Consider the following 26,081-nt stretch of genomic DNA (forward strand, 5'->3'; position numbering starts at 1 on the left):
AGACCGGTCTCAATCTCCCTGAGGCTCTGCGCGCCTGCAAGCTGGCCGAACAAAAGGGCCAGAAACTGGGTCTTCGTCGTCAAACGGCGGACGCGGTGGTCCGCTTTATGCTCATCCACAAGGCGATTGAACTCGCCCCAAGGAACATGCTTCAGCACTTGATGAAAAACGCTATTGTGATGGCGCATGACATTGATCCTCTGTTCGTGTCTCAAACGCGGCCAAACGTCTGAAACCGAGTAGAATCAATGTCATGCGCTCTGTCTAGATTTTTAAACCGGACAGCAGTGGGTCAAGCCATGGCATGACGGAGCGGGTTCGGAGCCTTGAGATGACATGGCATCGAACGGAGTTGAAGATGACGGTGAGAACGGACCTCACTATGCCAACCCCGACAGAAGGAGACCTGCCAGTCGGAGTTGTTTTTTTAGCGTGCTGCCTGCCGGTTGCGGAGAAGTGCCGCCCCGGTAAGTCCGCAAAGGGCTGTGGCGATACCGGCAAGGATGGCGAGAAGGCGGGTCAGGTCCGCAACGCCGCCAAATGCATTTGCCTCAGGCCCAGCCCAGGCCGGACTGCCGGCTGTGCTTGCGGTGAGGTTGGTCCCGGTGGGACCGTCTGGCGGCAGGATGGTCAGGCTGCCATCGGGGAGGGCACCTGTCAGCCGACCCGCAGGCGATTGCGGATCATTGAAGTCGTAAACGACGGCTTCGACCTCGACGGTTTTTGCGTCCGTGGGAGCGGCCGCGGTATTTTCCGCAGCAAGCACTTCACTGCCGTCGGCGGATAGCAGCGCAATGCGCTGCAGACCGGTTTCCCGTCCTGCCGCATCCAGAACCGTGCGCAAGTAGTCTTCCAACTCCCTGGCGTCGGCACTGTTCGGCCGGGTTTCGGCAATCGACAGATATTCTGGAATGAGAGGCAGTGCGGCGAGTTCTTCCAGACGCAGACGCGGGCCGGTGAGCCATACGTCTTTCAGAGCACTGACGAGCAGATCGCGCTCCTGGGAAACCGCTATTTCCCGAGCTTCCAGCAGCGCTTGCTGTTTTTCCGCGAGCGCGAAGCCGCCAAGGGCGAGGCCGGAGCCAACAAGGATACCGCCCAGGCCGAGGCCGAAGGCGGCGGAAATCTGCAATGGTTTTCGAATCGTGGCGCTCTGCTCTCGATCAGACATGACTTGCGTATAGCACGCAGCGCCCGCGTTTGGGGAGACGGAAATCAAGCATTGCTTCGTCTCTTGAGGCGAAAGAGCTTGAGAATAAAGGTCGGCGACGTCTGTTTATCTTGTCGCCGACTTCAAACGGGAAGCGAGGCGCACCGGCGAACCGGGGGTGGGAACATGAGACCACTGTCCAGCGGCATTCACCGAATAAAGAACCTGATAATGCGGCAGGTCGCGCTCGAAGCGGACACGGGAGAACCGGTTGTCCAGGATCAGCCAGTTCCCTTCGTGGCGCACGGAGAGCACCGCGTGATGCTGTCGGGCAGCCGTATCGCGCAGGACGACGATGCGCATGTCCTTGTCTTCGACACCCAGATCCCGCAGCAGCGCGTACTTCAGGATGGCGTAGTCCTCGCAGTCACCGGCGCGCCTGGTCAGGCTTTCCACCGGGCTGGCCCAGTATTCGCCGGTCTTCCACAGACGTGCGTCGTCCCTGTAGGCCAGAACCCGGTTCACCATGTAGTTGACCTTTGGGATCTGCAGTCCGCGGCGCTGTTCCTTCACTTGCTCCAGAATGGCGGTATAGGCGCGGAAACTGTTGCGGCCGGCTGCCGAACCTTCCCCGTCGGAGCGGATTTCGTCGAGCGCCCGGGTCCAGCGCTTCGTCACTGGAGACAGCGCGACCGGTTTGCCGAGCGAACCGAAGAGGAGTGTCGGTTTCGCGTCCGCAGTGTTCGCCGCGGGCAACTCGATGATCTGACGAGAGGCTTTTTCCAGGGGCGGTGACTGAATGACCGGCTTGGCCAGGGGGGCGATGCGGATGGTCCGCAGTTCCACCGCCTTTGCAGCGGGAAGCGGAACAAAATGCAGTTTCACCGGCAGGGCGTCGGCGGAAACGGTTTCCAGCAGGGAGATCTTGAGGAAGTCGCGAACGTTGGAGATGCCGGTCATTTCACCCGACGCCAAGGGGCCGTCTTCCGCCTGGGCGGTGACGAATGCCGCCTGCAGGACGAAGGCGCAAGTCAGTGCCCATCCGAATTTGCGCGCAGCTTTCCCGTTCGCAGCCGGCACTGCCGGTGCGGTCGCTCTGTGTTCCATCTGCCGATCGCCTCATTATTTGTCGAGACGTCAGCGCTCCCTGAGTGCCTGGTCCCGAACTTTCTTGATCGGCTTTAAGATGTAGTCCAGAACCGTTTTCTCTCCGGTTAATATATCGATGGACGCGACCATTCCTGGTATTATTGGTAAAGGATCCGTATCTGAACCAAGGTAGTTTTTATCTGTTCTGACCGTGACACGGAAGAAACGATTACCTTCTTCATCTTCGGTGGTGTCCGCACTGATGCGTTCCAGTTCGCCTTCAAGTCCGCCATAAATAGAGTAGTCGTAAGCGGTTATCTTCACTGTCGCCTTCTGGCCGGGGTGAAGGAAGGCGACGTCCTTGGGGCGGATCTGGGCTTCGATCAGGAGGGTGTCCTCCAGAGGGACGATTTCGACGAGATCGGCGCCCGGTTGCACCACCGCGCCGATGGTGGTGATGTTCAACTTGTTGACGATGCCCTTGACCGGCGAGACCAGTTCGGTCCGGCGGACCCGGTCGGCGGCACCTTTCAGGCTTTCGTTAATAACCGCAAGTTCGCCGCGAGACTCAGCCAGCTGCTGTCTTGCCTCGGAAACGAAAGTCGAGATTGCACTGCGGGAGCGCTCGCGGGCTTCCTCCTTGGCCGCCTGGGAGCGCATAACTGAGGCCTTGGTAATCGCCAGTTCGCCTTCGCTCTCCTTCAACTGGCGTGATAGGCGGAGAAATTCGATCTCCGGCAGCACCTTGCGTTCGTAGAGGCGCTGGTTGATCTCAACTTCGCGCGCCATGATCTCGATAACTGAATCGAGTTTGGCCTGTTTGGCGAGAAGTTCCTGATATTCCTGCTCGCGCTGCGAAGCCTGGTTCCTGAGGACGCTCAGTTCGTTTTCGAGGCTGGTCTTTTTGTCCCGATAAACATTGCTTTCCTCGGCGATCAGACCGGGAACTTCTTTTTGCAGCATGTCGGGAAACACCAACGGCTTCTGATCCGCCTCAGCCTGAAGCCGCTCGATCCGCGCCATGAGACCCCACTGGCGCTGCCGGATTTCTCCGAGCTGCGAGGAAAATGTAGTGTCGTCAATTTCGATCAGCGACTGGCCTTCTTCGACGATATCGCCTTCCTGGACGAAAATATTTTCCACGATGCCAGCATCGGGCGCCTGGACCACCTGGATCTGTCGCGAGGGGATCACACGGCCGTCGCCTCTGGTGACTTCCTCCAGTGCGGCCAGATATGCCCAGAGCAGCCCCAAGACAAACAGCGCAAGGCCGATACGGATCACGTTGGTCGTGTATCTCGGCGGCCTGGTCTGGATGACATCGCGAATATCGTTGGCGTAGTTCCAGTCGCCTGGGTTCATAACACGGTACCCTTGCCGGCCTGCAAGGAGGCATTCATCGCGCCAAGCTCCTGAAGCTTTTTCAGGACGTCCTTGCGAGGTCCGTCCAGCGCCAGCTTGCCGTAGTCGAGAGTGATCAGGCGGTCGGTCAGTTCGACAAGGCTCATGCGGTGCGTGCTTATGATGACGGTGGTATCGGCGCTGTTGTGTTCCTTCAGCCGGGCGATCAGGCGGCGCTCCGAGGCAAGGTCCTGATGGCTCGACGGTTCGTCCAGGAACAGGACCCGGGGTTTGCGAAGCAGGATCCTTGCAAGGGCCACGGACTGTTTCTGGCCGCCGGACAAGAACCGGCCGCCTTCACCGACCTGAAGGTCATACCCGAGCGGGTTCTGCGCCACGAATTCCTCGACACCGGCTATCCGCGCCACCTCGATGAGAGCGTCATCGTCGGCAAAGAGATCGCCCGCGCTGATGTTTTCCCGCACCGTTCCACTGAAAAGCACGTTGTCCTGGGAGAGAAAGCCGACATTGGCGCGCAGGTCGGCAGGGTCGAACTGTCTGGTGTCCGTTCCGTCAATCAGAACAGCACCGTCGGAAGGATAATACAGGCCGGAGGTCAAGCGGCCGATCGTGCTTTTGCCAGCGCCGACGCGGCCGATCAGGCCTACGGTTTCCCCTGGCGCAATCTTGAAGGAAATGTTCTTCAGACTGTCGTCTTCACCGCCGGGATAGCGGAAGTTTACGCCCTTGAATTCCACGGATCCCGATGTGATGCGCTTGTTGATGTAGGTCCTGCCGGGCTTGCGCTCGGTTTCGGTCATCATGATCTCGTTCAGGATCTTGTAGGAATGTGTCGTCTGGCGCAGGCGGGTAAGGGTATTGGCGACATTGGCGAGCGGCGCCAGCACCCGGCCGGAGAGCATCATGGCTGCGATCAGCGCGCCCATGGTGATGTCTCCGCTGGAGATGAGATAAACACCCCAGACAATAATGCCGATGGAAACGCTGGCCTGGACGAAGCCGGTTCCCGATTGCGCGATCAGGGCCCAGAACCGGCCTTTCATGATCGCACCGCTGCTGGCGGCGACAGAGCGTTCCCATTTGGTCTGCATGCGGCTTTCCGCATTCAGCGCCCGGATTGTGTCAAGATTGGCAATGCTTTCCACAAGGATCGAATGCCGTATGGCGCTTTCCTTGTGGGACTTTTCGATTGCTCCGGCCAGGGGAGCCTGAACGAACAGGCTGATGGCGAGGACGACCGGAATTGCCACCAAAGGAACAACCGCAACGGATCCGACGAGCATGAACAGGACGGCGACGAAGATGCCGATGAACAGGAGGTCGATCAGCGATACAAGCGACGAGGAGGTGATGAACTCCCTGACATTCTCGAACTCACGGATGTGATTGGCAAATTGTCCCGAACTTGCGGGTCTCTTTTCGAAATCGATCGCCAGGGCGTGCGCGAAGATCTTGCTGGCCAGCGCATTGTCGGCCTGTTTGCCTGCCACGTTGATGATTTGCCCGCGGGCGATCTTCAATACGGCGTCGAAGACTAGGGAAAGGATAACGCCGATTGCAAGGGCCCAAAGGGTCGGGATGGCGTTGTTCGGCACCACCCGGTCGTAGACATTCATGGTGAAGAGCGGAGAGGCGAGGGCAAGCAGATTGATCAGAAGCGCGGCGAGAGCGACGTGGACATAGTCGCGCCAGTAGGAAGTGATCGTGCTCCAGAACCAGTGTCCGTCAAATCCGAGAACGCGCTCGCTCTTGCCGGAGCTGTCGACTGCCGGTTGAAAGAAGATGGCGTATTCGCTGTAGCTGTCTTCAAACTCGGCCATGGAGCTATGAATCTTGGTCGCGGGATCGAGGGGATCCACCAACTCGATTGTGCCGGCTTCCTTGTCGAGGCCCGTCAGCACGAGCATTTGAGAGTTTTTCATTGCGACGATACACGGAAGGGCCACCAGCGGGATGGAGCCGATATCCTTGCGGTCCGGCATCGCCTTCAGGCCGCAATTGGCGGCCGCTCGGCCGAGAATGCCGATGCCGAGCGTATCGCTGGACTGAGGCAAGCCATTCCAGATCACCGAGTCGGTGACGTGATAACCATGCACGCGGGCAATGTATTTCAGAGCCGAGGCAAGCGGGTCCTGACTAGTCGAAGGTGTTGCCGGGGTTTGCGATCCTGGCTTCTTTTCGTTGGTATTCTTCTGCAGCATATCGGTGCCGCCCATGGGCTGTTTCGCCGCGGAAATCGTCTCGCCGGGCTCGGGTGAACGGACTTATCGGCCTTCACTGGCAACGCCTGAACGAATAGGTGCGCAATTGGTGCCTTTAACCCCGGCCGGATTTCCTTTTGCGGTGCTCCGAATTGAATGGAACGCCTGCCGGTTGCCCAGCAAGCCGAATCTGCCTGCAATTCATTAGAACTTACGTAACGGCTCTATATTGAAATTGGCACTTTGCGGGAAAATAGACGCATTGTCGCGCTGGCCGTCCATCGCTTCCGCAGGCGGGGTTACACTCAAAAATGCTAGCAGGTCGCCGGATGTCGCACGCAACTGGTAAGTGGAGAAGGTGTAGATGGCTCGTGCGGAGATCAGTTCGATTTCACTGTTGAACAGAGCGTTTTCCGCATTCAGCACATCGAGCAACGTCCGCTGACCGATGTCATATTCCTGACGGTAACCTCCGACGACCTGACGGTTAGCTTCCAATTGTTCGCGGAGCGCCTTGATCCTGTCCGTCAGCGTGGTCACGGATGCCCAGGAACGCTCGATGCCTTCCTTGAGTTCGCGGCGAACCCGGTCGACTGCGATTTGTGCTTCGGCCAGGCGCTCGCTGAATTCCAGCGACAAGGCCGTGTCGCGGCCTCCATTGTAAAGGTTCCAGGAAAAGACCAGCTTGCCGGAATATTCGTTGTTCCGGCCTTCGATGCCGCCAAGATCGTCCCCAACGCTGGCCCGGCCTCTCAGGGAAATCTCAGGAAGGAAATTTCCCTTGGTGGCGTCGTACTGGTATTTCGCGGCATCAGCATCTGCCATTGCCGCGCGCACCTGCGGGTGCTGCTGGGCGGCAACATCGACTAGGCGATTGACCGGTCCGGGAGGAATGCTCGCCGGTTTCGCCGGCTCCAGCCTTGCCGGCTTGTTGCCAACAATGCGTTCGTATTTGGCGACCGTGTCGAGAAGCGATTTTCGGACTTCCGTTACGATAACTTCGGCGGCTGCAACCCGTTCCCTGGCCTGGGCAAGATCTGCAGCGCCTGTTTCACCACCTTGGTATCGCTCGTCGACGTCGGAGAAAATGCGGCGGTGCTTGCTCACGTTCATGCGAGCCTTGGAGAGGATGGCTGTATGACGCAGGACGTCGATATAGGCTTCAACCGCGTCAAGTGCGGTTGCTTCCGAACGCTCCATCACTCTCAGGGCAGCTCCGTCAACGCGAGCGCTCTGGCGATAGACTTCATTCACCGAGGCAAAGCCGTCGAACAGCAACTGCTGAACGGTCAAGGAAAGCTCGGATCCTGTCCGCCATTCATCGTTCTCGTTGGCGGTGAAGGAGTTCGGCCGGTCAAGACGTTCCGGTCCTACTTCGCCGGACAGATCGACGGACGGCAAGAAAGCGCCCTGTGACCGACGATATTCCTGATCGCGCGCACGGCGGTTCGCTGCAGACTCCAAAACATCCGGATTAGTTGAAACAGCTTCCTGAACCACCTGCCTGAGGTCGGCAGCGGAAGAAATGTCAACCAAACAAGTGGTCATAAAAAGCGCCAAAAAAACTCGCATTTCCTACCCATGCCCATAAAATTTCAATGGCCGCACAATATTATACGTTGTTCGCTTTCCCAAGTGCCGTTTCGTAATTAAAAATCGTTAAACTTTCGAGTGTGGCTGGAATACAACGATTTGCGAGGATGATTGCCTTTTTCGGCGATAATTACAGCTAAGTCACCAATATATAGTCACTTATTATAATTGAAAAAATTTTTGATGCACCTTTAGGTAAGTTGTTCACGCATTGGAACACTATCGTACGGTTGTTTTTGTCGAGTCGCGCTTTTTTCACGCTACGGGACTTTCGTTGCGGATCGCATGCAGACAGAGCAGCTCGAGAGCTTCTTCCGCTTCGTCATCGTCGGGACTATTCCGGCAGGAAGCAAGATACGGAGAGCTGCGCGGCGGTTTGGTTTGTGTAAACTCCCGCCGTGGGCCTTCGGTTTGTGTCCTGTCACAATCTTGTTTCCCAAAGGTCACATTTCGCGCCGGAAACAAGGATAGAAGGTGTCCGTTCGAGTGACCTACAACAGGTGCCCGACATGAAGGAGAGGTCATGACATTTGCAGACAGGCAAGCTCCGACAGGCAGTGAGCTGACAATTCTCAAAAATGCACGCCTCGTGCTCTGCGACGAGATCCTCAGTGGTCATGTGTCGGTAGCCGCAGGTGAAATCGTATCCGTCGATACCGGGGCCGCGCCTCAGGCTGGCACGGATCTTGACGGCGATTATCTTCTGCCCGGTCTTGTCGATATTCATACCGATCATTTCGAAAAACATGTTTATCCGCGCTCCCACGTGCGGTGGGACCCGCTGCGGGCGGCATTGGCTCACGATGCGCAGATCATCGGCGGCGGCGTCACCACCGTTTTCGACAGTCTTTGTGTCGGGGCAACCCTGAACAACCCGGAGCGACGGGAAATCCTGGCACCGATGATCGATGCGCTTGAGCAGGCGCAGGCCGCCGGCATGCTGCGGTCGGAACATCTGGTTCACTTGCGCTGCGAGATCACCGATCCGGAGACAGCCCGGCTGACGGAAGAAAACATCGCCAGACCCATCGTGCGGATGATTTCGGTGATGGAACATCTTCCCGGCCGTCGGCAGAGCCGGGACATTGAAGGGTACATCGCGCGCCGGATGGCAGATAGCGGTCACTCCAGAGCGACGGTTGAAAGGGAGACAAAGAAGCTTCTGAGCCTGTCCGACGAGATCGGTAACCGGATCCGTCCGGCTGTCGTGGCGCTGGCCCATCAGAACATGCTGCCGTTGCTCAGCCACGACGATACCGAGCATGTCCACATCGACGAGGCGATTTCGGAGGGCATTGCCGTTTCCGAATTTCCCTGTACGAGGGAAGCTGCCCGCAAGGCGAGAGTGCACGGGATGCATGTGGTCGGGGGCGCGCCGAATGTTCTCAGAGGGGGCTCACAGTCCGGCAACGTGGCGGTGTGTGATCTCATGGCCGAGGGGCTGGTCGATATCCTGGCGTCCGACTATGTGCCCCGTTCACTGCTCGACGGCGTGTTTCTGATTGCGGCCGACGAGACATTCCGGACCGATCTGCCGGAGGCGGTACGAATGGTGAGCAAAACGCCCGCCGAAGTCGCGGGTCTTTCAGACCTGGGTGAAATCGCCGCGGGCAAACGTGCCGATCTCCTGCATGTCGGCCTGCACAACGGCCAACCTTTCGTGAAACAGGCATGGCGTGCCGGGCAGAGGGTTCTTTGACGCCGTGAGCCTGCCGCCCTTGCGTTGATGGGGCGCGGGGCAGGGCACACCAAAATCAATCGGGTGCTGGTCGTCCAATCGATATGGAAGTCCTGCCGATCCGATCATTCCGCTGCCGTTTCGGGCAATGGAACCTCGATTTCGGGGTTGAGCTCCTGATCGGCATCGGCCGTCGGCTGCCGGGTGAAGCCCTTGAGGTCGGAGAACTCGCGGGCGTCACGCTGGATCTGGACCGGACTGAGCGCGTAAACGGTGGCAAGTTCAGCCAGAGACCGTAATGCATGCATGTGAATGCGCTCGTACCCGTGGCTGGCGTCGACGCCGAAAGTGATCAGGGCGGTGCGCACGTCCGCACCGGCTTCGATCGCAGTGGCCGCGTCGGAGCGATAGAAACGGAAGACATCCTTCTGGTACTTGATGTCATTGTCGCGGCACAGCTGAACCATTTTCCGTGTCAGATGGTAATCGAAGGGTCCTGTCTGATCGGCCATGGCGATGGTGACGCCGAATTCGTCTGAGTTCTGACCTGGTGCGGTGGTGCCGTTGTCGATGGCCACCAGCGAGGCGATATCGGGTGTCAGGATCGATTGCGCGCCATGGCCGGTTTCCTCCGCGATGGTGAACAGCCAGAAGACATCGACAGTCGGCTCGATATCCGATTCCACCATTGCCTTCAGGGCGGCCAGCATCACCGCGACGCCGGCCTTGTTGTCCAGGTGCCTGGATACGATAAATCCGTTCTCCAGAAACTCCGGCAGCGGATCGATGGCAACGAAATCGCCGACGTCCAGACCAAGCCTGAGCAGATCGGCTTCCGACTTGGAGTAGGCATCGACACGGAGTTCGACATATTCCCAGCCGACAGGCAGGTCATCAACACCCTTGTTGAACGTATGGCCCGACGCCTTCAGCGGCAGAATTGTACCGGTATAGGCACCGTTTTCGGAAAACACCGTCGTTCGCGCGCCTTCTGCGAAGCGGGCGGACCAGTGACCGATGGGAACGAGCTCCAGACGACCGTTGTCTTTCAGCGACTTGACCTGCGCCCCGAGCGTATCGAGATGCGAAACGAAGGCCCTGGCCGGTTTGCGTTTCTTACCCGGTATTCTGGCGCGCACACCGCCGCGCCGGGTTATCTCGTAGAAAACACCGAGGGACTCAAGTTCCTTGGAAACATGCCTTACGATTTCGTCCGTGTATCCGGTCGGGCTTGGGATTTTCAGCAAATCCTGAAGTTTTGCCGTCAGGTAGGGAATGTCGATATTGAGCAATGTCATGGCCCGGTCCGGTTCATTGTGTTCCTGACCGGTTGCGGTACCGACAGGGGAAACAGGAAATCAACGAAGCGTTCGGCGGTGGGCTGAGGCTCGTGATTGGCAAGCCCGGGCCGCTCATTGGCTTCAATGAAACGATAATCCGGTTTTCGTGGGTCCTGGACCATCAAGTCAATGCCTGTCACCGGAATTTCAATGGCGCGGGCAGCCGTGACGGCAGCATCTATAAGCGTGTGATGGGTTTCTCCCGTCACGTCGTGAATGGTGCCGCCAGTGTGCAGGTTGGCGGTGCGTCTTACGGCCAGTCTGTGTCCTTCGGGCAGAATGTCCCCGAGCTTGAAGCCTTTCGCGCTCAGACAGCGCTCAACTTCTTCGTCGACCACTATTTTGGATTCGCCGCCCGTGGCGGCAGCGCGTCTTCGCGACTGGATCTCGATCAGTTCCGCAATGGTTGTCCGGCCGTTACCTGTCACTTCGGCCGGCTTTCGCAGCGCGGCCGCGACCACCTTGTAGTCGATGACCACCAGGCGAAGGTCCTGGCCGGAGACGAATTCCTCGATCAGAACATCGTTGGAAAAGGTTCTGGCAACGTCGATCGCCGCCATGACTTCTTCAGGTGTGCTCAGGCCGATGGCGATGCCCTTGCCCTGTTCCCCGCGGGCAGGTTTGACCACCACGGAGCCGTATCTTTCCAGAAACACAGCGTTTTCGTCCGCCGATCCCGCCAGTATTTGTCCGGGAACTTCAACGCCTGCACGTTTGACGATGCGGCGCGTCGTGGCCTTGTCGTCGCACAGGGACATGGCAACTGCGCTGGTGAACTCGCTCAGGGACTCCCGGCATGCCACGGATCTTCCGCCATAGGACAGCCTGTAAAAACCGCCGATTGCGTCGATGATCTCCGCCTGGATGCCGCGCCGCCGGGCTTCGTTGATCACGATCGTGGCATAGGGATTGAGCTTGTCATCCAGTGCCGGGCCAGCAAAGAGGGCCTCGTTTATGGTGTTCTTGCGCTTGATCGTGAAAAACGGCACCCGTTCAAATCCGAGTTTTTCGTAAAGGCCGATGGCCAGCTCGTTGTCGTGCAACACGGACAGGTCCATGTGCGGCAGACCCTTGCCCTTGAACACCTCGGCCAGCCGCCGGACCAGCGCTTCACCGACGCCGGGGAACCGTGCCTGGGGCGATACGGACAGGCACCAGAGCGAACTGCCCAGGTCCGCGCCGCTGGTTGCCTGGCTATGGTCAACGCCCATGGCGGTGCCGACAATCGCGCCCGTGTCGTCCTCCTCGGCCACGAGTACGGTGATCGTTCTGGGGTCGAGGTCGGACCAGAAGAACTCCGGTGGCACCGGAACCATGCCCCGGCTGATATAGAGCTCGTTGATGGCTTCCGCGTCCGAGCGCGACGACAGGCGCCGCACTGTAAAGCCCATCCTGCGGCTGCGGGCCGCGCGGTAGGTCGCCAGGTTCAGACGGAATGTATGGGAGGGGTCGAGAAAAAGCTCATGCGGCGCGCTTCCCACCAGCACATGCGGATCGCGCACGTAAAAGGCAATGTCGCGGCGGTCGGGCCGTTCGTTGCGCAGGACCTCAACGAGTTTATCGGTTTCCTGATAGGTGTTGGCGAAGACAAGCCGGCCCCAGCCGCAATTGATATAGCGGTCTTTCTGGAGTTCGCTTTCCTCAAGCCTGAATTCCGGTTTGAGGCCGTGTTCGCGCATGCGCTTCAGACGATGATCGAACGCGCCCTTGGGCCGCGATGGTTCGTTCTCGGCCATGGATCAGACCTCCTGTGCCTGCAGCCACATTTCCAGCAGTGCGACCTGCCAGAGTTCGGAGCCGCGCAGCGGCGTGATGTATTTTGTCGGGTCGGCGTAAAGCTTTTCCAGATAAACGCTGTTGAAGAGGCCTCGTTCCCTTGCTGCCTGACTGGATAGCGTATCACGCACCATGTCCAGGTAATCCCCCTGGATATATTTGAGGGCAGGGACCGGAAAATAGCCTTTGGGCCTGTCGATCACAGCACTGGGGACGACCTTGCGGGCGGCGTCCTTCAGGACGCCCTTGCCTTGCTGGGCCAGCTTGAATTCAGCCGGGATCCGTCCGGCGAGCTCCACCAGTTCATGGTCCAGGAACGGCACGCGTGCCTCCAGGCCCCAGGCCATCGAGTGATTGTCGACCCGCTTCACGGGATCGTCGACAAGCATGACATTGGTGTCGAGGCGCAGAGCCTTGTCGACGGGGTCGGCGGCGCCGGGACGGGCAAAATGGGCTTCGACAAAGGCGAGGCTTTCGTCTCTGGCACAGAGATAGTCGGAGGAAACGGCTTCCGCCATCTGCGCTTCCGCCCGGTCGAAGAAGCCGGCAGCATAGTCCTGAACAGGTTGGCTCGATCCGGTCAGTTTCGGATACCAGTGATAGCCGGCGAAGACCTCGTCCGCACCCTGGCCGGACTGAACCACCTTGATGTGCTTGGAGACCTCCCGCGACAGCAGGTAGAAGCCGATATTGTCGTAGGAGACCATCGGTTCCGACATGGCGCGGATTGCACCTGGAAGGTTTTCCTGAAGTTCGGAGGAGGGGATGAAGATTTGCTGGTGATTGGTGCCGTAGTGTTCGGCGATCAGGTCCGAATACTGGAACTCGTCGCCTTTTTCGCCATGTGCTTCCTCAAAGCCGATTGAGAATGTCGAGAGGCCCTGCTGTCCTTCCTCGGCAAGCAGGCCGACGATCATGGAGGAATCCACGCCGCCGGAGAGCAGAACGCCGACAGGCACGTCTGCGACCATGCGCCGGCGAACTGCCTTGCGGAGGCCTTCCAGAACCATGTCGCGCCAGTCGTCGGCGCTGCGGGCCAGATCTTCGTCCGACTTTTCAAACGTCGGCTCCCACCAGGTCACGTCGGCGGAGCGGCCGTCGGTTTCGATGGTCCTGACCGTTGCGGCAGGCAGCTTGCGGACCCCGTTCAGGATCGTGCGCGGCGCGGGGACCACCGCATGCCAGCTCATGTAATGGTGCAGGGCGACGCGGTCGATGGAGGTGTCGATATTGCCGCCGGCGAGCAGGGCGGGCAGGGAGGACGCGAATGCGAGCCTGCCGCCGGCTTCGCTGACATAAAGCGGTTTGATGCCGAACCGGTCGCGGGCAAGGTGGATGCGGCCGCTGTCATGTTCGTGAATGGCGACCGCGAACATGCCGTGGAAGCGCGAGAAACAGTCTTTGCCCCATTCCTTCCAGGCCTTCAGGATGACCTCAGTGTCGCTTGTGGAGAAAAAGGAATAGCCCTTGGCGCTCAGTTCGGTGCGCAGTTCCTGATAGTTGTAGATGCAGCCGTTGAAGACGAGTGACAAACCGAGAGCGGTGTCGGTCATCGGCTGGGCGCCACGGTCACTCAGGTCGATGATTTTGAGACGCCTGTGGCCGAAGGCGATCCGGCCGCGCTGGGTCACGCCCATGCTGTCGGGACCGCGGGCCTCCATCGCGTCAGCCATCCGGCGAACCCGGACAATGTCGGCCTGATCGTTCTTGAAAACCACTTCGCCGCAAATGCCGCACATATTGACAAGTCTCTCTGTTTCCTGAAAACACGGACACTATATAGAACTCTAATCATTAGAGTTCAAATTAACAGAGGTGTTACGATGCAGGCGGTGGGTTCGTCGCAAGTGATCAAGGCCATCCGCAGGATCGTGCGGGCCATTGATCTGCGGTCTCGGGAAGTGTCCCGTCTAACCGGGCTTACCATCCCGCAAATCGTTGTCCTGCAAGGTGTTCGAGATCTGGGTGAGGTGACGACGAAAGTACTTTCCGACAATGCTGATCTGAGCTCGGCGACTGTCGTGACCATACTGGACAAACTTGAGGAAAAGGGGCTGGTCGAACGCTACAGGTCGGTTTCCGACAGGCGAATCGTGCACACAAAACTGACCGAGCAAGGCAGGAAAACGGCCTCCAATCTCCCGGGTCTGCTGCATGAGGAATTCGAAAAGAAGTTCGCTGACCTGGACGCGGTAGAGCGTTTGCGGCTGGTCGGGGCGATCGAACAGATCGCGGAGATGATGAATGCGCACAAGCTGGACGCCGCTCCGATCCTGATGACAGGCAAGCTTCCCGATTAGGTGGGGGGAGCACAGGTCCGGCTTCATGTTCGACCCCGGCAACTTGAAGGAGGTCTGGACCGTTTCCTCAGGCCCGTTTCTTTTCCATTTGGGCAGATCGTGCCGTCCTGGATTTTTGGAAGTCCTCGATGCGCTGCCGGACGTCCTTCGCGGCGACGGCAGGGGAGCAGAAGTACCCCTGCATTCCGTCGCAAAGATGCGCCGCCGTGAGCGCATATTCGCCGGCCGTTTCCGCACCTTCCGCGATCACGCGCAGGCCGAGGCTTCGTCCAAGGCCGACAATTGCGTGGAACAGATGCTCCTTCTGCAAATCCTTGTCGGCATCGGCGAGGAAGGCGCGGTCGATCTTCAACTCCTGGAACGGCAGCCTGTGGAGATAGATCAGCGAGGAATATCCCGAGCCGAAATCGTCCAGCGAAAGCTGCACGCCGATTTTCTGGAGTTCGGAAAGGATGTCGAGAACCATCTGCTCGCCGGTATCGACAAAAACGTTTTCGGTCAGTTCCAGACACAGCATCCGTGCCGGTAACCGGTAGGTGTTCAGCATGTGCCGGACTGTTGCGGCAAAGCTGGGCTGGCGAAATTGCAGGGGGGAGACATTCACGGAAACCTGGCCGAACTCAAACCCGGCCTGCCGCCATTCGGCGGCCTGTCTGCAGGCCCGTTCCAGGACATATTGTCCAAGCTCCAGAATAAGTCCCGTTTTTTCTGCGATCGGTATGAATTCGCCCGGCGGTATATAGCCCCGCTTGTCGTTCGGCCAGCGGGCCAGGGCCTCCAGGCCGATCAGCCGGTCGTCAGAGGGACAGATCTGCGGTTGATAGTGAAGCTCCAGCTGTTCGGTCTTCAGGGCGGCCCGCAGAAGCGTTTCCACCAGCATCTCCGTCTGCACACGCTCGTTGAGCGGGGTGGAGAAGAAGATATGCCTGGCGCCCGTGCTTTCCTTGGCTGCTCTGAGAGCAAGTCCGGCAACGCGGTGAGCGGTTTCCGCGTCCTGTGCGTCCTGGGGCAGCAAGGCTATGCCGATGCTCGGCTCCACGCGAATTTCACCTTCTTCCATATTGAAGGGAACCGACAGCATTTCTATTGCCTGGATCGCGTAGTCCTCGGCGATCGCACCCTGGGCGTCGAACGGCAGCAGGATGCAGAAATCGTCGGCGGAGATACGGGCAATCTGAGCGCTCGGTCCGAAGATGTTGGCAAGGCGGGCATAGGCCTGAAGCAGGACACGGTTGCCCACCTGGTGGCCGAATGTATCGTTGATCTTGGAAAATCCGTTGAAGTCGAGATGAATCAGGGAGGCGCGGAACTTCCCGTCCTTTGACCGCTTCAGGGCATTGTTGAGATCGGAGAAGTAGCGCGCACGATTGCCGGCTGTCGTGACCGGGTCGGTATAGGCGAGCTTCTGCAGCTTGTCCTGGAGATCGGTAACCCGTGTCAGGCCATGCGCAAGGTCGCCGATTTCATCGAGACGGTCCGTGAAGGGGATCTCTCGGGGTTGCGTTCCGGCCGCAAGTTCGTCCGCTGTTCTGGCGAGCTGGCGCAAGGGGCGCAACTCAAAACGCAGAAAGAGTCCACCCATCAGGATGGCACCCGTCAGAATAACGATAGCCGCCGAGGCTATCCGGGTCTTGAGACGGTTTTCAGCGAAGTTGAGATCGTCCACCCATCCGACATCGACCGCGAGTGCACCGGCGAGCTTGTTGTTTTCCGCCAGGATCGGCATCAGGTAGGCAAGCCGCAGGCGTTCCTGTACAGGAACTTCTCCGGTGAAAGGCTGTCCTGCGGCAAGGCTGGCGTAGGCCGGGTGTCCCTCGCGGATTGAAAAGACCTTCGCGGGGGCTCCGTCAGGGGTTGCGAAGGTCGTCGCGAACCGGTCGAACGACGACGTCTGCTCCGTCCAGGAAAACAGGTTTGCCGCGCCCTGGTTCGCCTGGCCGATGGTCTTGACGAGCTCGTCAAGCTTTTCTCCCGGGACCAGCGGATTCTGGCCGGACGCTGTCGCGATATGAAGGGAAACGGGGTTTTGGCTGGCACCGAATTGCGGACGAAAGGCGTGGTTTGTGCCTTCACTCAGGATGGCCACGGCTGCTCTGGCTGCCCGGTCAATCCGGAAAGAGGCGTTTTCTTCGGTTGTCTTGGACAGCTCAAAATAGCTCAGGCCTGAAACCAGTCCGATACTGCAGAGCACCATGATCACCAGGATAACGCTAATCCGGTAAACAAGCGAATGTGGACCAAGCCTCTTTATCTCACCAGTTCCTTGCCAAATTCACGTATGAGGAGTTTGTCAGCACGTCGGCACGCTAAGGTAAAATCCATTCGCTACGAAATTCTGAACAAATTCCCCGAAAATGAATCAATATGAGTAAAAAAGGCATGAGAGGCTTTTACATGGGTATTTTTCGCATGTATCCGTACCTTTGACAATAAATTTTCGTGCGATAATTGTGCGTTTAATGTGACGGAAGGGCTAAATTCGCGATAAAGGGAACCTGCGAATGCTTGTTTGAGTGTACGTCGCACCAGCCCCATTGGAAAATCATCGGAAAGAGGATAGGACGGGGGGCTTTGCATCCTTCGGAAAGGATCCGTCCAGCTGTAAATTCGTGGCCCGGATGGAACGGACCGGAGGGCAAGAGCATTCGGCGAGGCGTTTGGGGCCATCGAATTCGGCCAGGGGTTTTCGGGAAGAGCAATAGTTGATTTCTCTCAGACCAGTATTGAACGTTCTCGGCTTTTTGTATGTCGGTCTTGCAACCGCCATGCTCATTCCGGCAATCGTCGATGTGGCGCAGAAAAATGCCGACTGGCAGGCCTTCGTTTTTTCTGCGCTGCTCACAGGCATGGTCGGCATGCTGCTGTCGCTCGCCGTCGGCGGCACGCTTCTGGAAGGGCTGGATACACGTCAGACCTTCATTCTGACGACCCTTGCATGGTCCACGCTGCCGGCTTTCGGGGCGCTGCCGTTCCTGTGGCTCGGGATCGACTATGCCGACGCCGTTTTCGAAGCGGTTTCGGGATTCACGACGACGGGATCCACCGTTCTGACCGGGTTGGACAGCCTGCCGCCCGGACTCCTTGTCTGGCGTTCCATCATGCAATGGATGGGCGGGGTGGGGATCATCGTCATGGCGATCGTCCTGCTGCCTTTTCTCAGGATCGGCGGGATGCAGCTGTTCCAGAGCGAGAATTCCGACCGCTCGGAGAAAATCGTCAGCCGGTCCGTGGAACTGATCCGCCTGCTCGGGCTCGCCTATGTATTCCTGACAGTTTTGTGCATTGTGTCCTATCTGGCGACCGGAATGGATCTGTTCGATGCGTTCAATCACGCCCTGACCACGATTTCGACGGGCGGGTATTCGACCCATGACGCCTCCTTCGGATATTTCACCAATCCGGCTTCCGGCTGGGTGGCCATCTTCTTCATGATCATCGGATCCCTGCCGTTCGTTCTGCTCATCCAGGCTCTGCGCGGACAGCCACTTCTGCTGTGGCGCGATCCGCAGGTGCGGGCGTTGCTCGGCTTTCTGGCAGTGGTTTCGCTGACGATGACCGTCTATCTCGGCATCAACATGCACTTTCCGTTCGACGACGCCTTGCTGAAGGCAACGTTCAACGTGGTGTCCGTCGTCACGGGCACCGGCTATGCGATGGGGGATTTTTCCGAATGGGGGCCTCCTGTCGTCGGCGTGACCTTCCTCCTGATGTTCGTCGGAGGCTGTACCGGTTCGACGACGGGCGGCATCAAGATGTTCCGCTTTCTGGTGTTCTTCGGAACCGTGCGCGCTCATCTGCGCCGGATGGTGCGGCCGCACCGGGTCATGTCGGAGGAATACGCCGGTACCCGGCTGACGCAGGACCTGTCCTTTTCAGTTCTGGCGTTTCTCGTCGTCTATATGGGGTCTGTGGGCGTCATCACCGTGGCGCTGTCCTTTTTCGATCTGGACCTGGTTACCGCAATTTCAGCGGCTGCGACTTCTGTCGGCAACGTCGGACCGGGGCTCGGGCCTGTCATCGGACCGGCCGGCCATTTCGCGCCGCTGCCGGACGGCGCCAAATGGCTCCTGTCCATCGCCATGCTGGTGGGCCGTCTTGAACTCTTCACGGTGCTGGTGCTTCTTGATCCGGATTTCTGGTCGAAATAGGCTCGCGAAACCCACCCGATTCGCGCTTGCAAGAGGCTCAAGATGAAATTCCCGGAACCCCTGGTCAGCGGTCGCCTCGTCAAGCGTTACAAGCGGTTCCTGGCCGATGTGACCTTGGATGATGACGGCGCGGAAATCACCGCCCATTGCGCCAATCCGGGCTCGATGCTCGGCTTGAAGGAGCCTGGCTCACGCGTCTGGCTCTCCCGGTCGGACAATCCGAAACGGAAGCTGAAGTATTCCTGGGAAGTGATGGAAGCGGACGGTGCGCTGGTGGGGATCAACACGGCTCACCCGAACAGGCTGGTCGAGGAAGCCCTGGAGGCAGGCAGGATCGCTCCGCTGACCGGATATCATTCTCTCAAGCGGGAAGTGAAATACGGCAAGAATTCACGGATCGATATTCTTCTGGAAGGCGAGGGCGGGTCGAAGATCTATGTCGAGGTGAAGAATGTTCACCTGATGCGGCAGCAGGGGCTTGCCGAGTTTCCCGATAGCGTAACAGCCCGTGGTGCCAAACATCTGGCCGAGCTTGCCGATATGGTCGGTGAAGGACACCGGGCGGCCATGGTGTTTCTTGTTCAGCGTCCCGATTGCGACCGGATCAGTCTCGCCGCGGACATCGATCCGACCTATGCGGCGGCCTTCGATGTTGCAGAGGCAGCCGGGGTGGAGGTTTACGCGATCGGCTGCGATGTCCGGCTGGACGGTATCGACGCGGTGAAACCGGTGGAGATATCGACCTGACCCAAGGCATGAAGCCGGCCGGGTCAGGCCTGCCTGACGATGATCGGCGAGCCGTTGGGGACCCTGTTGTAGAGGTCGATGACGTCCTGGTGCAGCAGTCGCACACAGCCCGATGACACCGCCTTTCCGATCGACCAGTATTCGGATGTTCCGTGCAGGCGATAGAGAGTGTCCCGGCCACCTTCGAAAATGTAGAGCGCGCGGGCTCCGAGCGGATTGTCGAGCGCGGGTGCCATGCCATTGCGGAATTCTTCCAGTTCGGGCTCACGGGCGATCATCTCCGCCGGCGGTGTCCAGGTCGGCCATTCCCTCTTGTACTGAATGCGCGCCCTTCCGCCCCATTCGAAACCTGCGCGGCCGATGCCGACGCCATAGCGCATGGCCTGTCCGTTTTCCATCGTGAGATAGAGATACCGGTTGGCTGTATCGACAATGATGGTTCCCGTCGGTTCTGACGTGGGATAGTCGACCAGACGGCGGTAATAGGCCGGGTCGATCTTGGTGAGGTCGACGGCAGGAATGGGAAAGCGTTCCTCGGGCATCGCCCGGTACATCTGCAGATATTCGGGAGAAATCCGCTGCCCCTTGTAGGTCGGTCCGGCTGGTTGGGGAAGAGGTTGGCGTGTGGACGCGCAGCCTGAGACAAATGCGGCTGCGGCAGAGGTAATAAACAGGCGTCGGTTCAGCATTCCTGGTTCCGTATGACCTTCATGATGGGCGTCTGGGGCGTATCCCGGTGGTCTGGAAACGCGCAATGAGCACTAAAGTTCGTTTTGACGTGTGTTCGTGACCTGAAGTCCCTCCCGAAAACCTGGACGGGTCGCGCTCAGGTAAAACGACCGGCCAGATGTGAATCTGACCGGTCGCAGGTAGCCTTAGCAGGAATATTCCGGCGGAAAAGTGGCAGGGCCTTCACCTTGCCGTGACACCCTCACGCAACGGCGGCAGGCGTGACATATGTGCCACCGCTTATCCGGCGCTGTCCTTGGCAAGCGGCGGCTGGAACTGCCATCCCATGTCCCATGGGAAATAGATCCAGGTGTCCTGGGAAACCTCCGTGATGAAGGTATCGACCATCGGGACACCGACCGGCTTTGCGTAGACGGTCGCGTAATGGGCCTTCGGCAGCATCTCGCGGACAACCTTCAGGGTCTTGCCGGTGTCAACCAGATCGTCGATGACGAGGACACCGCTGCCTTCTCCTCCCTCCAGATCGACAACCTTGGGATCGACGGGTTTGATGACCTTCAACGCGCCCTGATTTTCATAGTCGTGATAAGAGGCGATGCAGACGGTTTCGATGGTCCGGATGCCGAGTTCGCGCGCGACGATACCTGCGGGAACCAGGCCGCCGCGGGTGATGCAGACAATCGCCTTCCATTCGCCTTCGCTCGAAAGCCGCCAGGCGAGGGCGCGCGAATCCCGGTGGAACATGTCCCACGACACCGGGAATGCTTTGTTTTGAGCGGGGTTTTCCATATTTTTTCCTTCAGATTATCCAGACAGCTCGGCAACGGCCCTTGCCACGTCTTCCGCGGCTGCCGTCAGGATTGCCTCGTCCCGTGACCGGATGACGATCTGTGTGGTGAATTTCCCGTTATCCGCCTGGGGATAGGATCCGATGAGCGTTTGCGGGTGTGTGTCCTGAATCGTGGCGAGCCGTTCCGCGATCCGGCTTTCCGGCATGTCGGCGGGAACGGTTCGTGAAAGCATTTTCTTCCCGGTCGCCAGCGTCGGGGCGATTGCGTCCATCATGGCCTGCATGATGGCAGGCACCCCGGCCATGACGTAAACGTTGTCGATCTTGAAGCCCGGCGCCTTTGAGACCTTGTTCTCGATCAGGTCCGCGCCCTCGGGGATACGCGCCATACGCTGACGGGCGGGCGTGAACTGGCCGGGAGGGTAATGCGCCTCGAGAATGGCCACGGCCCGGGGATCGAGAAGCAGCGGGACGCCGAAGGCTTCGGCGATGCACTCTGCGGTGATGTCGTCGTGGGTGGGGCCGATGCCGCCGGAGGTAAAGACATAGTCATATCTGGCACGCAGGGCGTTGACCGCAGCAGCAATCTCCTCCCGGTCATCCGGCACGATCCTGGCTTCCTTGAGATCGATGCCGATCGATGTGAGATAGTCGGCTGTGAAACCGATGTTCCTGTCCTTGGTGCGGCCGGAGAGTATTTCGTCTCCGATGACCAGGAATGCAGCGGTTACGACTTTGTCTGCCTTCTGACCGGTCATCTTGGAACTCCCTGAAAAATCGATAGGGTTGGCTTTATCCCAGCTTACCCTTCAGCTCAAGCATTAGGGTGCGGACCATAGAGTAAGGACCAAAGGGTGGTATCTCAATTTCCGGCGGACCAGCCGTAGACATCGTCGAACCGTGCGGCCAGGGTCTCGGGACTGGACAGGCCCAGAACCGTATCGCGGGCTAAGGCCTTGATGCCGGAAAAGTGGAAAACCTTCGCGTTTCGAAAGGCTATGCCCTGGATGCGGGTAACCCTCGGTTTGCGTTCGCGCTCAAAGGCCCGCAAAGCGGCGGGGATATTCGCGACGTCCCTCGGCAGGTGCCTGGCAAGGACGGCGGCATCCTCGATGGCCATCGCGGCTCCCTGCGCCATATAGGGCAACATGGCGTGCGCCGCGTCGCCCATCAGCGCCACGTGGCCATGGGACCAGGGTCCGGACGCGTCCACGCTGCACAACGCCCATTTCAGCCAGTTTTCCGTCTTGCCCAGGAGGGTGCGGACTTCGGAAGGCCAGTCCCGGAACACGTGCAGCACGGCTTTCGCGTCCGCCCTGGCGGACCATGTCTCGTCTTTCCATGCTTCCTTGGCCAGTCCGACGATATTCAGATCGCGGCCGCCTCTTACCGGGTAGTGCACCAGATGGGAATCCTGGTGCATCCAAAGACCGGAGTCCTTTCTCCAGCCGGTTGGGGCTGCCTCTATCGGGATTGTTGCCCGGTAGGCGACCTGACCGCTGAATTTCGCGTTTTCATGTCCCGGGATGATCCGCCGGGATCTGGACCAGACCCCGTCCGCCCCTATGAGGGCCTTGCAGGACAGGTTGGCGGTCACTCCGTCACTTTGGTAGATGCAGGACAGGTGGTCGTAAGGAGACGGCTCCAGATCCAGCACCTCGGTGGCGAGACGGATGGTGATTCCCTCTGTCTGCTCAACCCGCTCCTGCAGAACCCGCTGCAGGTCGGCCCGGTGGATCACCCAGAACGGATAACCGTGGCGCTGCTTGAGATAGTCGCCGAAGCGCACGCGGCCCAGTTGCCGGCCGGATTGTCCCGACCGGATCCGCAGGTATTCCGGGGCGCAGGCATGAGGCTCGAGGGCGTCCAGAACGCCGAGCCGGTCCAGGACCGAACACGCATTGGGTGAAAGCTGCAGTCCCGCACCGACTTCCGAAAGCGCGGCGGCCTTGTCCATCAGGACGATTTCGTGGCCTTGCTGGCGCAGGGCAAGTGCAGCAGTGAGACCACCGATACCGGCCCCGGCGATAATGATCGGCTGTAGGGCATCATCGGTCCGGGTCATGGCGCCGCTTTCAGGTCAGGCTGCGGCCGGTGTCCAGGTGCAGTCGACCGGGGAGGATTCGTGCGCCGTCAAAGTGGCGTCGAATTTGTAGAGCGTGGAGCAATACGGGCAGACGATTTCCTTCTCGCTGCCCATATCCAGAAAGACATGAGGATGATCAAACGGAGGATTGGCACCGATGCACATGAATTCACGGGCACCGATCGCTACTGAATCATGTCCACTGGAGTTTTGAAAATGCGGGACAACGTGATCCGCCATTGTCACATTCCTTCTCTTGCAAGGGGCAATTCCCGATATCAAGTTTCGCGGAACATATCCATTTGAAAAACGGTTGGGTAGGGGCATTGTGCCGCGATCCCCCAATCAAGAGCCAAACGGCCCCCTTGATGTGCGGATCTGCTTCAAAAAGAGCGAAGTGACCCGACCTAGAGGCAATAGCGGCGCGATTCTTTGCCGGACATCGATCCGGCGCAATATACCTGCTGAAGTTTGCGGTGTCGGCCTGACGCCCGGCGAGGGGGCTGAGATCATGCATACTTCCGCTGGCGCATCGCAAGCATGTCGACGAAACGCGTCACCTTCTGAGGCCTGAAGCGCGCTGCGGGATAGACCACGTGGATACCGCCCGCCGGCAGATCCCATTCCGGCAATACGCGGACAAGGCTGCCTGTGTCCAGATGATCGGTGATCAGAAAATCCGGCAAGACGGCAAGACCGCCATCTGAAAGGCACGCCTGAAGGACGGCTGGAGTCGCATCGATGGAAATCGCCTCGGTCAATGTGACCTGTCTGCGGTCGAGGTCGTGTTTGGTAAAGCTCCAGGTCAGTGGTTCGCGTAGCGCCATGTTTGCGACAAGCGGAACGCCGGAGAGGTCCTCGGGCTCACGGATATCGAGCCCGGCGGCAAATCCGGGGGAGGCGACCAGAATTTGCCGGAAGGTGCCTATGCGCCTGGCCTTCAGGCTGGAATCGGAGAGCCAGCCTACGCGGATGGAGAGATCGACCTGATTTCCGATCACATCGAGCTTGTCGTCGGAAATCAGGAGCTTGACGTCACAAGCGGGATATTGCTTCCGGAATGCGGCTGCCAGTGGTGCGATCATGGTTGTCCCGTAATCGTTCGGGGCCGCTATGCGAAGGGTGCCGACAGGTTCCGTGTTCGCCTCACCGACCTCGTCGATCGCTTCGTCCAGTTCCCGCAGGATCAGCACGCTGCGCGCATGCAGACGCCTGCCTGCTTCTGTCGGCATGACCCGGCGCGTCGTGCGGACCAGCAGCGTGATTTTCAACTCTTCCTCAAGCCGCGCCACCTGTTGGCTGACGACGGTCTTGGTAATGCCGAGCCGCTCGGCCGCCTGCGTGAAGGACCCGGTGTCGACGACTGCGGTGAAATAGGCGAGACGGTTGAGGTTGATCGGCTTCATGGCTGTCCGCTTATTGTATCCTTTTGATATACAGTCTGTGTGATTGTGTGTCATTTATCTATCAATCACCGGCCTCTATCTGTCAATGAAACACTGACTGATGGAGACAGAGCATGCGGATCACATATCTTTTCGACCCCTTGTGCGGCTGGTGTTATGGCGCAAGCCCGGCCATCGAACGTCTTGCAGCCCTTGAGAACGTGACGCTGACCCTCAGCCCCACCGGGCTTTTCGCCGGAGAGGGCGCGCGCACCATGGATGCGGGGTTTGCGCAATTCGCCTGGCAGAACGATCAGCGTATCGCGCGGCTTACCGGCCTTCCCTTCACGCAGACCTACAAGACGCGGGTTCTGGACACAGAAGGCAGCATGTTCGACTCGGCGCCTGCGACGCTGGCGCTTGTTGCTGTCGGCCTGTGCGAGCCAGGCAAGGAACTCGCCGTTCTGAAGACCCTGCAGCTTGCGCGCTATGAACACGGCCGCGACACCTGCGACCTGGAGACTGTCGCTGCCATTCTGGAGGAAGCGGGCCTTCCCGCCGCAGCGCGCAGCCTGCGTGTGCCCGATGAGGGCCTTTACGCCGTCTATCGCAAAAAGACATCTGCCGCGCGCAGCGACATGGTGGCGTTTAGCGCCAACGGTGTGCCGGCGCTTGTGGTTGGCGAAGCCGCCAACCGCCGTCTGCTGAACAGCAACGCGCTTTTCGGCGACTTCGATCAGCTTGCGGCACAGATCGCCGCCTGACCATTTCAACCATCAAAGGAAGTATTCAAATGCTGACAAGAAGGCAGATCATAAAGACCTCAATCGCTCTGGGAGCAACCGCCGTGTTCGCGCGCGCCGAAATTGGAAATGCCGCCGGCAGCAAGCTCAGCTGGCAGCATTTCCCCGCTGGCCCGAACGGCTTCTTCCGTGCGCCGGTCCTGATTTCCGGGCCGACTGAAGCTGTTCTCATCGATGGCGGCTTTACCTTTCCGGACGGCCGCGCGCTTGCCGATGCCATCAAGGCAACCGGAAAGAAGCTGACGACCATTTACATCAGCCAGTCCGATCCGGACTTCTATTTCAGTCTGAAGCCGGTCACTGAAGCTTTCCCGGATGCAAGGGTCATCGCAGCTTCCGCAACGCTGGATGCGATCAGGGGCAACGTTGAAAAGAAGCTTGCCACATGGGGGCCGCAACTGAAGGGAAACGGTCCGGCAAGCCTCGATGATATCGTCTTTCCGGAGGCCTATGATGAACCGGCGCTTTCGCTCGATGGTGAGACCATCGAGATCGTTGATGCAGAAGATGGCCTTGCAAATCGCCGCTACCTGTTCGTGCCGTCGCTCAATGCGGTATTCGGCGGCGTGATGGTGTTCTCGGGCGTCCATGTGTGGACGGCCGACACGCAGACCGCTGAAAGTCGCGCGGCCTGGGTCAAGACCCTGGACGCGATCATAGCGCGTAACCCGGAGATCCTCATCCCCGGGCATATGACAGTCGATGCCGCAACCGGCCTTGCAGCGGTGGAATACACCAGGTCCTACCTTCTTGCTTTCGAAGAGGAAATCGGTAAGGCCAGCGACAGCGCTGCCCTCAAGGCCGCAATGCTGGAGCGCTTCCCGGGCCTGGGCATGGAAATCGCCCTCGATATCGGCTCGAAGGTCGCCAAGGGCGAGATGAAGTGGGGGTGAGTCCGATGCAGTGCAGAGCCTTGACCTGATCCGGCAAGACCTGTGAGGAA

At 59.1% G+C, this 26,081-nt stretch carries 22 protein-coding genes; 6 read left to right on the forward strand and 16 right to left on the reverse strand.

Going from position 1 to position 26,081, the window contains the following annotated elements; translation table 11 throughout:
• The 6 genes from OA90_RS28150 to OA90_RS21580 form a co-directional block, all read right to left on the reverse strand.
• Positions 1-188 (reverse strand): DUF4372 domain-containing protein (locus OA90_RS28150; protein WP_156510593.1); only part of this gene is annotated, 188 nt, incomplete at its 3' end.
• Positions 189-427: 239 nt separating this feature from the next.
• On the reverse strand, positions 428-1,171 hold the full coding sequence (locus OA90_RS21560) for a hypothetical protein (RefSeq protein ID WP_156510594.1): 744 nt from the start codon (positions 1,169-1,171) through the stop codon (positions 428-430).
• A 105-nt stretch (positions 1,172-1,276) separates the two neighbouring features.
• Entirely contained in the window at positions 1,277-2,257 is a 981-nt protein-coding gene (locus tag OA90_RS21565; protein WP_068417368.1) for a transglutaminase-like cysteine peptidase, read from the reverse strand.
• Positions 2,258-2,287: 30 nt separating this feature from the next.
• Positions 2,288-3,601, reverse strand: coding sequence for an HlyD family type I secretion periplasmic adaptor subunit (locus OA90_RS21570; RefSeq protein ID WP_068417371.1), 1,314 nt, complete (start codon positions 3,599-3,601; stop codon positions 2,288-2,290).
• Complete coding sequence (locus OA90_RS21575; protein ID WP_208986242.1) at positions 3,598-5,817, reverse strand: type I secretion system permease/ATPase; 2,220 nt, start codon at positions 5,815-5,817, stop codon at positions 3,598-3,600. Before OA90_RS21575 ends, OA90_RS21570 begins: the two co-directional genes overlap by 4 nt.
• A 189-nt stretch (positions 5,818-6,006) precedes the next feature.
• Positions 6,007-7,374, reverse strand: a complete 1,368-nt coding sequence (locus tag OA90_RS21580; protein WP_068417372.1) for a TolC family outer membrane protein — start codon at positions 7,372-7,374, stop codon at positions 6,007-6,009.
• Between the two features lie 544 nt (positions 7,375-7,918).
• On the opposite strand from OA90_RS21580, the gene OA90_RS21585 reads away from it, so the two are divergent.
• Positions 7,919-9,094: an alpha-D-ribose 1-methylphosphonate 5-triphosphate diphosphatase gene (locus tag OA90_RS21585; RefSeq protein ID WP_068417373.1), complete on the forward strand. Its 1,176-nt coding sequence runs from the start codon at positions 7,919-7,921 to the stop codon at positions 9,092-9,094.
• Positions 9,095-9,198: 104 nt separating this feature from the next.
• On the opposite strand, the gene OA90_RS21590 is transcribed toward OA90_RS21585, so the two are convergent.
• The 3 genes from OA90_RS21590 to OA90_RS21600 are packed head-to-tail and all read right to left on the reverse strand — an operon-like array spanning position 9,199 to position 13,928.
• Positions 9,199-10,371: an osmoprotectant NAGGN system M42 family peptidase gene (locus tag OA90_RS21590; protein ID WP_068417378.1), complete on the reverse strand. Its 1,173-nt coding sequence runs from the start codon at positions 10,369-10,371 to the stop codon at positions 9,199-9,201.
• Complete coding sequence (ngg, locus tag OA90_RS21595; RefSeq protein ID WP_068417381.1) at positions 10,368-12,149, reverse strand: N-acetylglutaminylglutamine synthetase; 1,782 nt, start codon at positions 12,147-12,149, stop codon at positions 10,368-10,370. The genes OA90_RS21590 and ngg overlap by 4 nt, the downstream gene beginning before the upstream one ends.
• 3 nt (positions 12,150-12,152) lie before the next feature.
• On the reverse strand, positions 12,153-13,928 hold the full coding sequence (locus tag OA90_RS21600) for an N-acetylglutaminylglutamine amidotransferase (RefSeq protein WP_068417384.1): 1,776 nt from the start codon (positions 13,926-13,928) through the stop codon (positions 12,153-12,155).
• An 84-nt stretch (positions 13,929-14,012) separates the two neighbouring features.
• Here OA90_RS21600 and OA90_RS21605 point away from each other — a divergent pair, with 84 nt between their 5' ends.
• Positions 14,013-14,489, forward strand: a complete 477-nt coding sequence (locus OA90_RS21605) for a MarR family transcriptional regulator (RefSeq protein ID WP_068417388.1) — start codon at positions 14,013-14,015, stop codon at positions 14,487-14,489.
• A 67-nt stretch (positions 14,490-14,556) separates the two neighbouring features.
• On the opposite strand, the gene OA90_RS21610 is transcribed toward OA90_RS21605, so the two are convergent.
• Complete coding sequence (locus tag OA90_RS21610; protein ID WP_068417392.1) at positions 14,557-16,683, reverse strand: EAL domain-containing protein; 2,127 nt, start codon at positions 16,681-16,683, stop codon at positions 14,557-14,559.
• Positions 16,684-17,212: 529 nt separating this feature from the next.
• Between OA90_RS21610 and OA90_RS21615 the strand changes: the two genes are divergently transcribed.
• Positions 17,213-18,637: a TrkH family potassium uptake protein gene (locus OA90_RS21615; protein ID WP_068417395.1), complete on the forward strand. Its 1,425-nt coding sequence runs from the start codon at positions 17,213-17,215 to the stop codon at positions 18,635-18,637.
• 42 nt (positions 18,638-18,679) lie between these two features.
• Positions 18,680-19,384, forward strand: a complete 705-nt coding sequence (gene sfsA, locus OA90_RS21620) for a DNA/RNA nuclease SfsA (protein WP_068417397.1) — start codon at positions 18,680-18,682, stop codon at positions 19,382-19,384.
• Between the two features lie 23 nt (positions 19,385-19,407).
• On the opposite strand, the gene OA90_RS21625 is transcribed toward sfsA, so the two are convergent.
• The 6 genes from OA90_RS21625 to OA90_RS21650 all read right to left on the reverse strand — a co-directional run bounded on the left by OA90_RS21625 (position 19,408) and on the right by OA90_RS21650 (position 24,356).
• Complete coding sequence (locus OA90_RS21625; protein ID WP_199823804.1) at positions 19,408-20,073, reverse strand: L,D-transpeptidase; 666 nt, start codon at positions 20,071-20,073, stop codon at positions 19,408-19,410.
• Between the two features lie 280 nt (positions 20,074-20,353).
• Positions 20,354-20,863: a xanthine phosphoribosyltransferase gene (gene gpt / locus OA90_RS21630; protein ID WP_068417400.1), complete on the reverse strand. Its 510-nt coding sequence runs from the start codon at positions 20,861-20,863 to the stop codon at positions 20,354-20,356.
• Positions 20,864-20,878: 15 nt separating this feature from the next.
• Entirely contained in the window at positions 20,879-21,622 is a 744-nt protein-coding gene (locus tag OA90_RS21635) for a molybdopterin-binding protein (RefSeq protein ID WP_068417403.1), read from the reverse strand.
• Between the two features lie 104 nt (positions 21,623-21,726).
• Positions 21,727-22,929: an FAD-dependent monooxygenase gene (locus tag OA90_RS21640; RefSeq protein WP_068417405.1), complete on the reverse strand. Its 1,203-nt coding sequence runs from the start codon at positions 22,927-22,929 to the stop codon at positions 21,727-21,729.
• A gap of 15 nt (positions 22,930-22,944) precedes the next feature.
• Entirely contained in the window at positions 22,945-23,190 is a 246-nt protein-coding gene (locus tag OA90_RS21645) for a zinc-finger domain-containing protein (protein WP_068417407.1), read from the reverse strand.
• Between the two features lie 269 nt (positions 23,191-23,459).
• Positions 23,460-24,356: a LysR family transcriptional regulator gene (locus OA90_RS21650; RefSeq protein WP_068417410.1), complete on the reverse strand. Its 897-nt coding sequence runs from the start codon at positions 24,354-24,356 to the stop codon at positions 23,460-23,462.
• Positions 24,357-24,469: 113 nt separating this feature from the next.
• Here OA90_RS21650 and OA90_RS21655 point away from each other — a divergent pair, with 113 nt between their 5' ends.
• Positions 24,470-25,099, forward strand: coding sequence for a DsbA family protein (locus OA90_RS21655; RefSeq protein WP_068417413.1), 630 nt, complete (start codon positions 24,470-24,472; stop codon positions 25,097-25,099).
• A gap of 29 nt (positions 25,100-25,128) precedes the next feature.
• Positions 25,129-26,031, forward strand: coding sequence for an MBL fold metallo-hydrolase (locus OA90_RS21660; protein ID WP_068417415.1), 903 nt, complete (start codon positions 25,129-25,131; stop codon positions 26,029-26,031).
• The last annotated feature ends 50 nt before the right edge of the window (positions 26,032-26,081 follow it).

This window comes from Labrenzia sp. OB1 (assembly GCF_001624695.1).
Taxonomy (GTDB): Bacteria; Pseudomonadota; Alphaproteobacteria; order Rhizobiales; family Stappiaceae; genus Roseibium.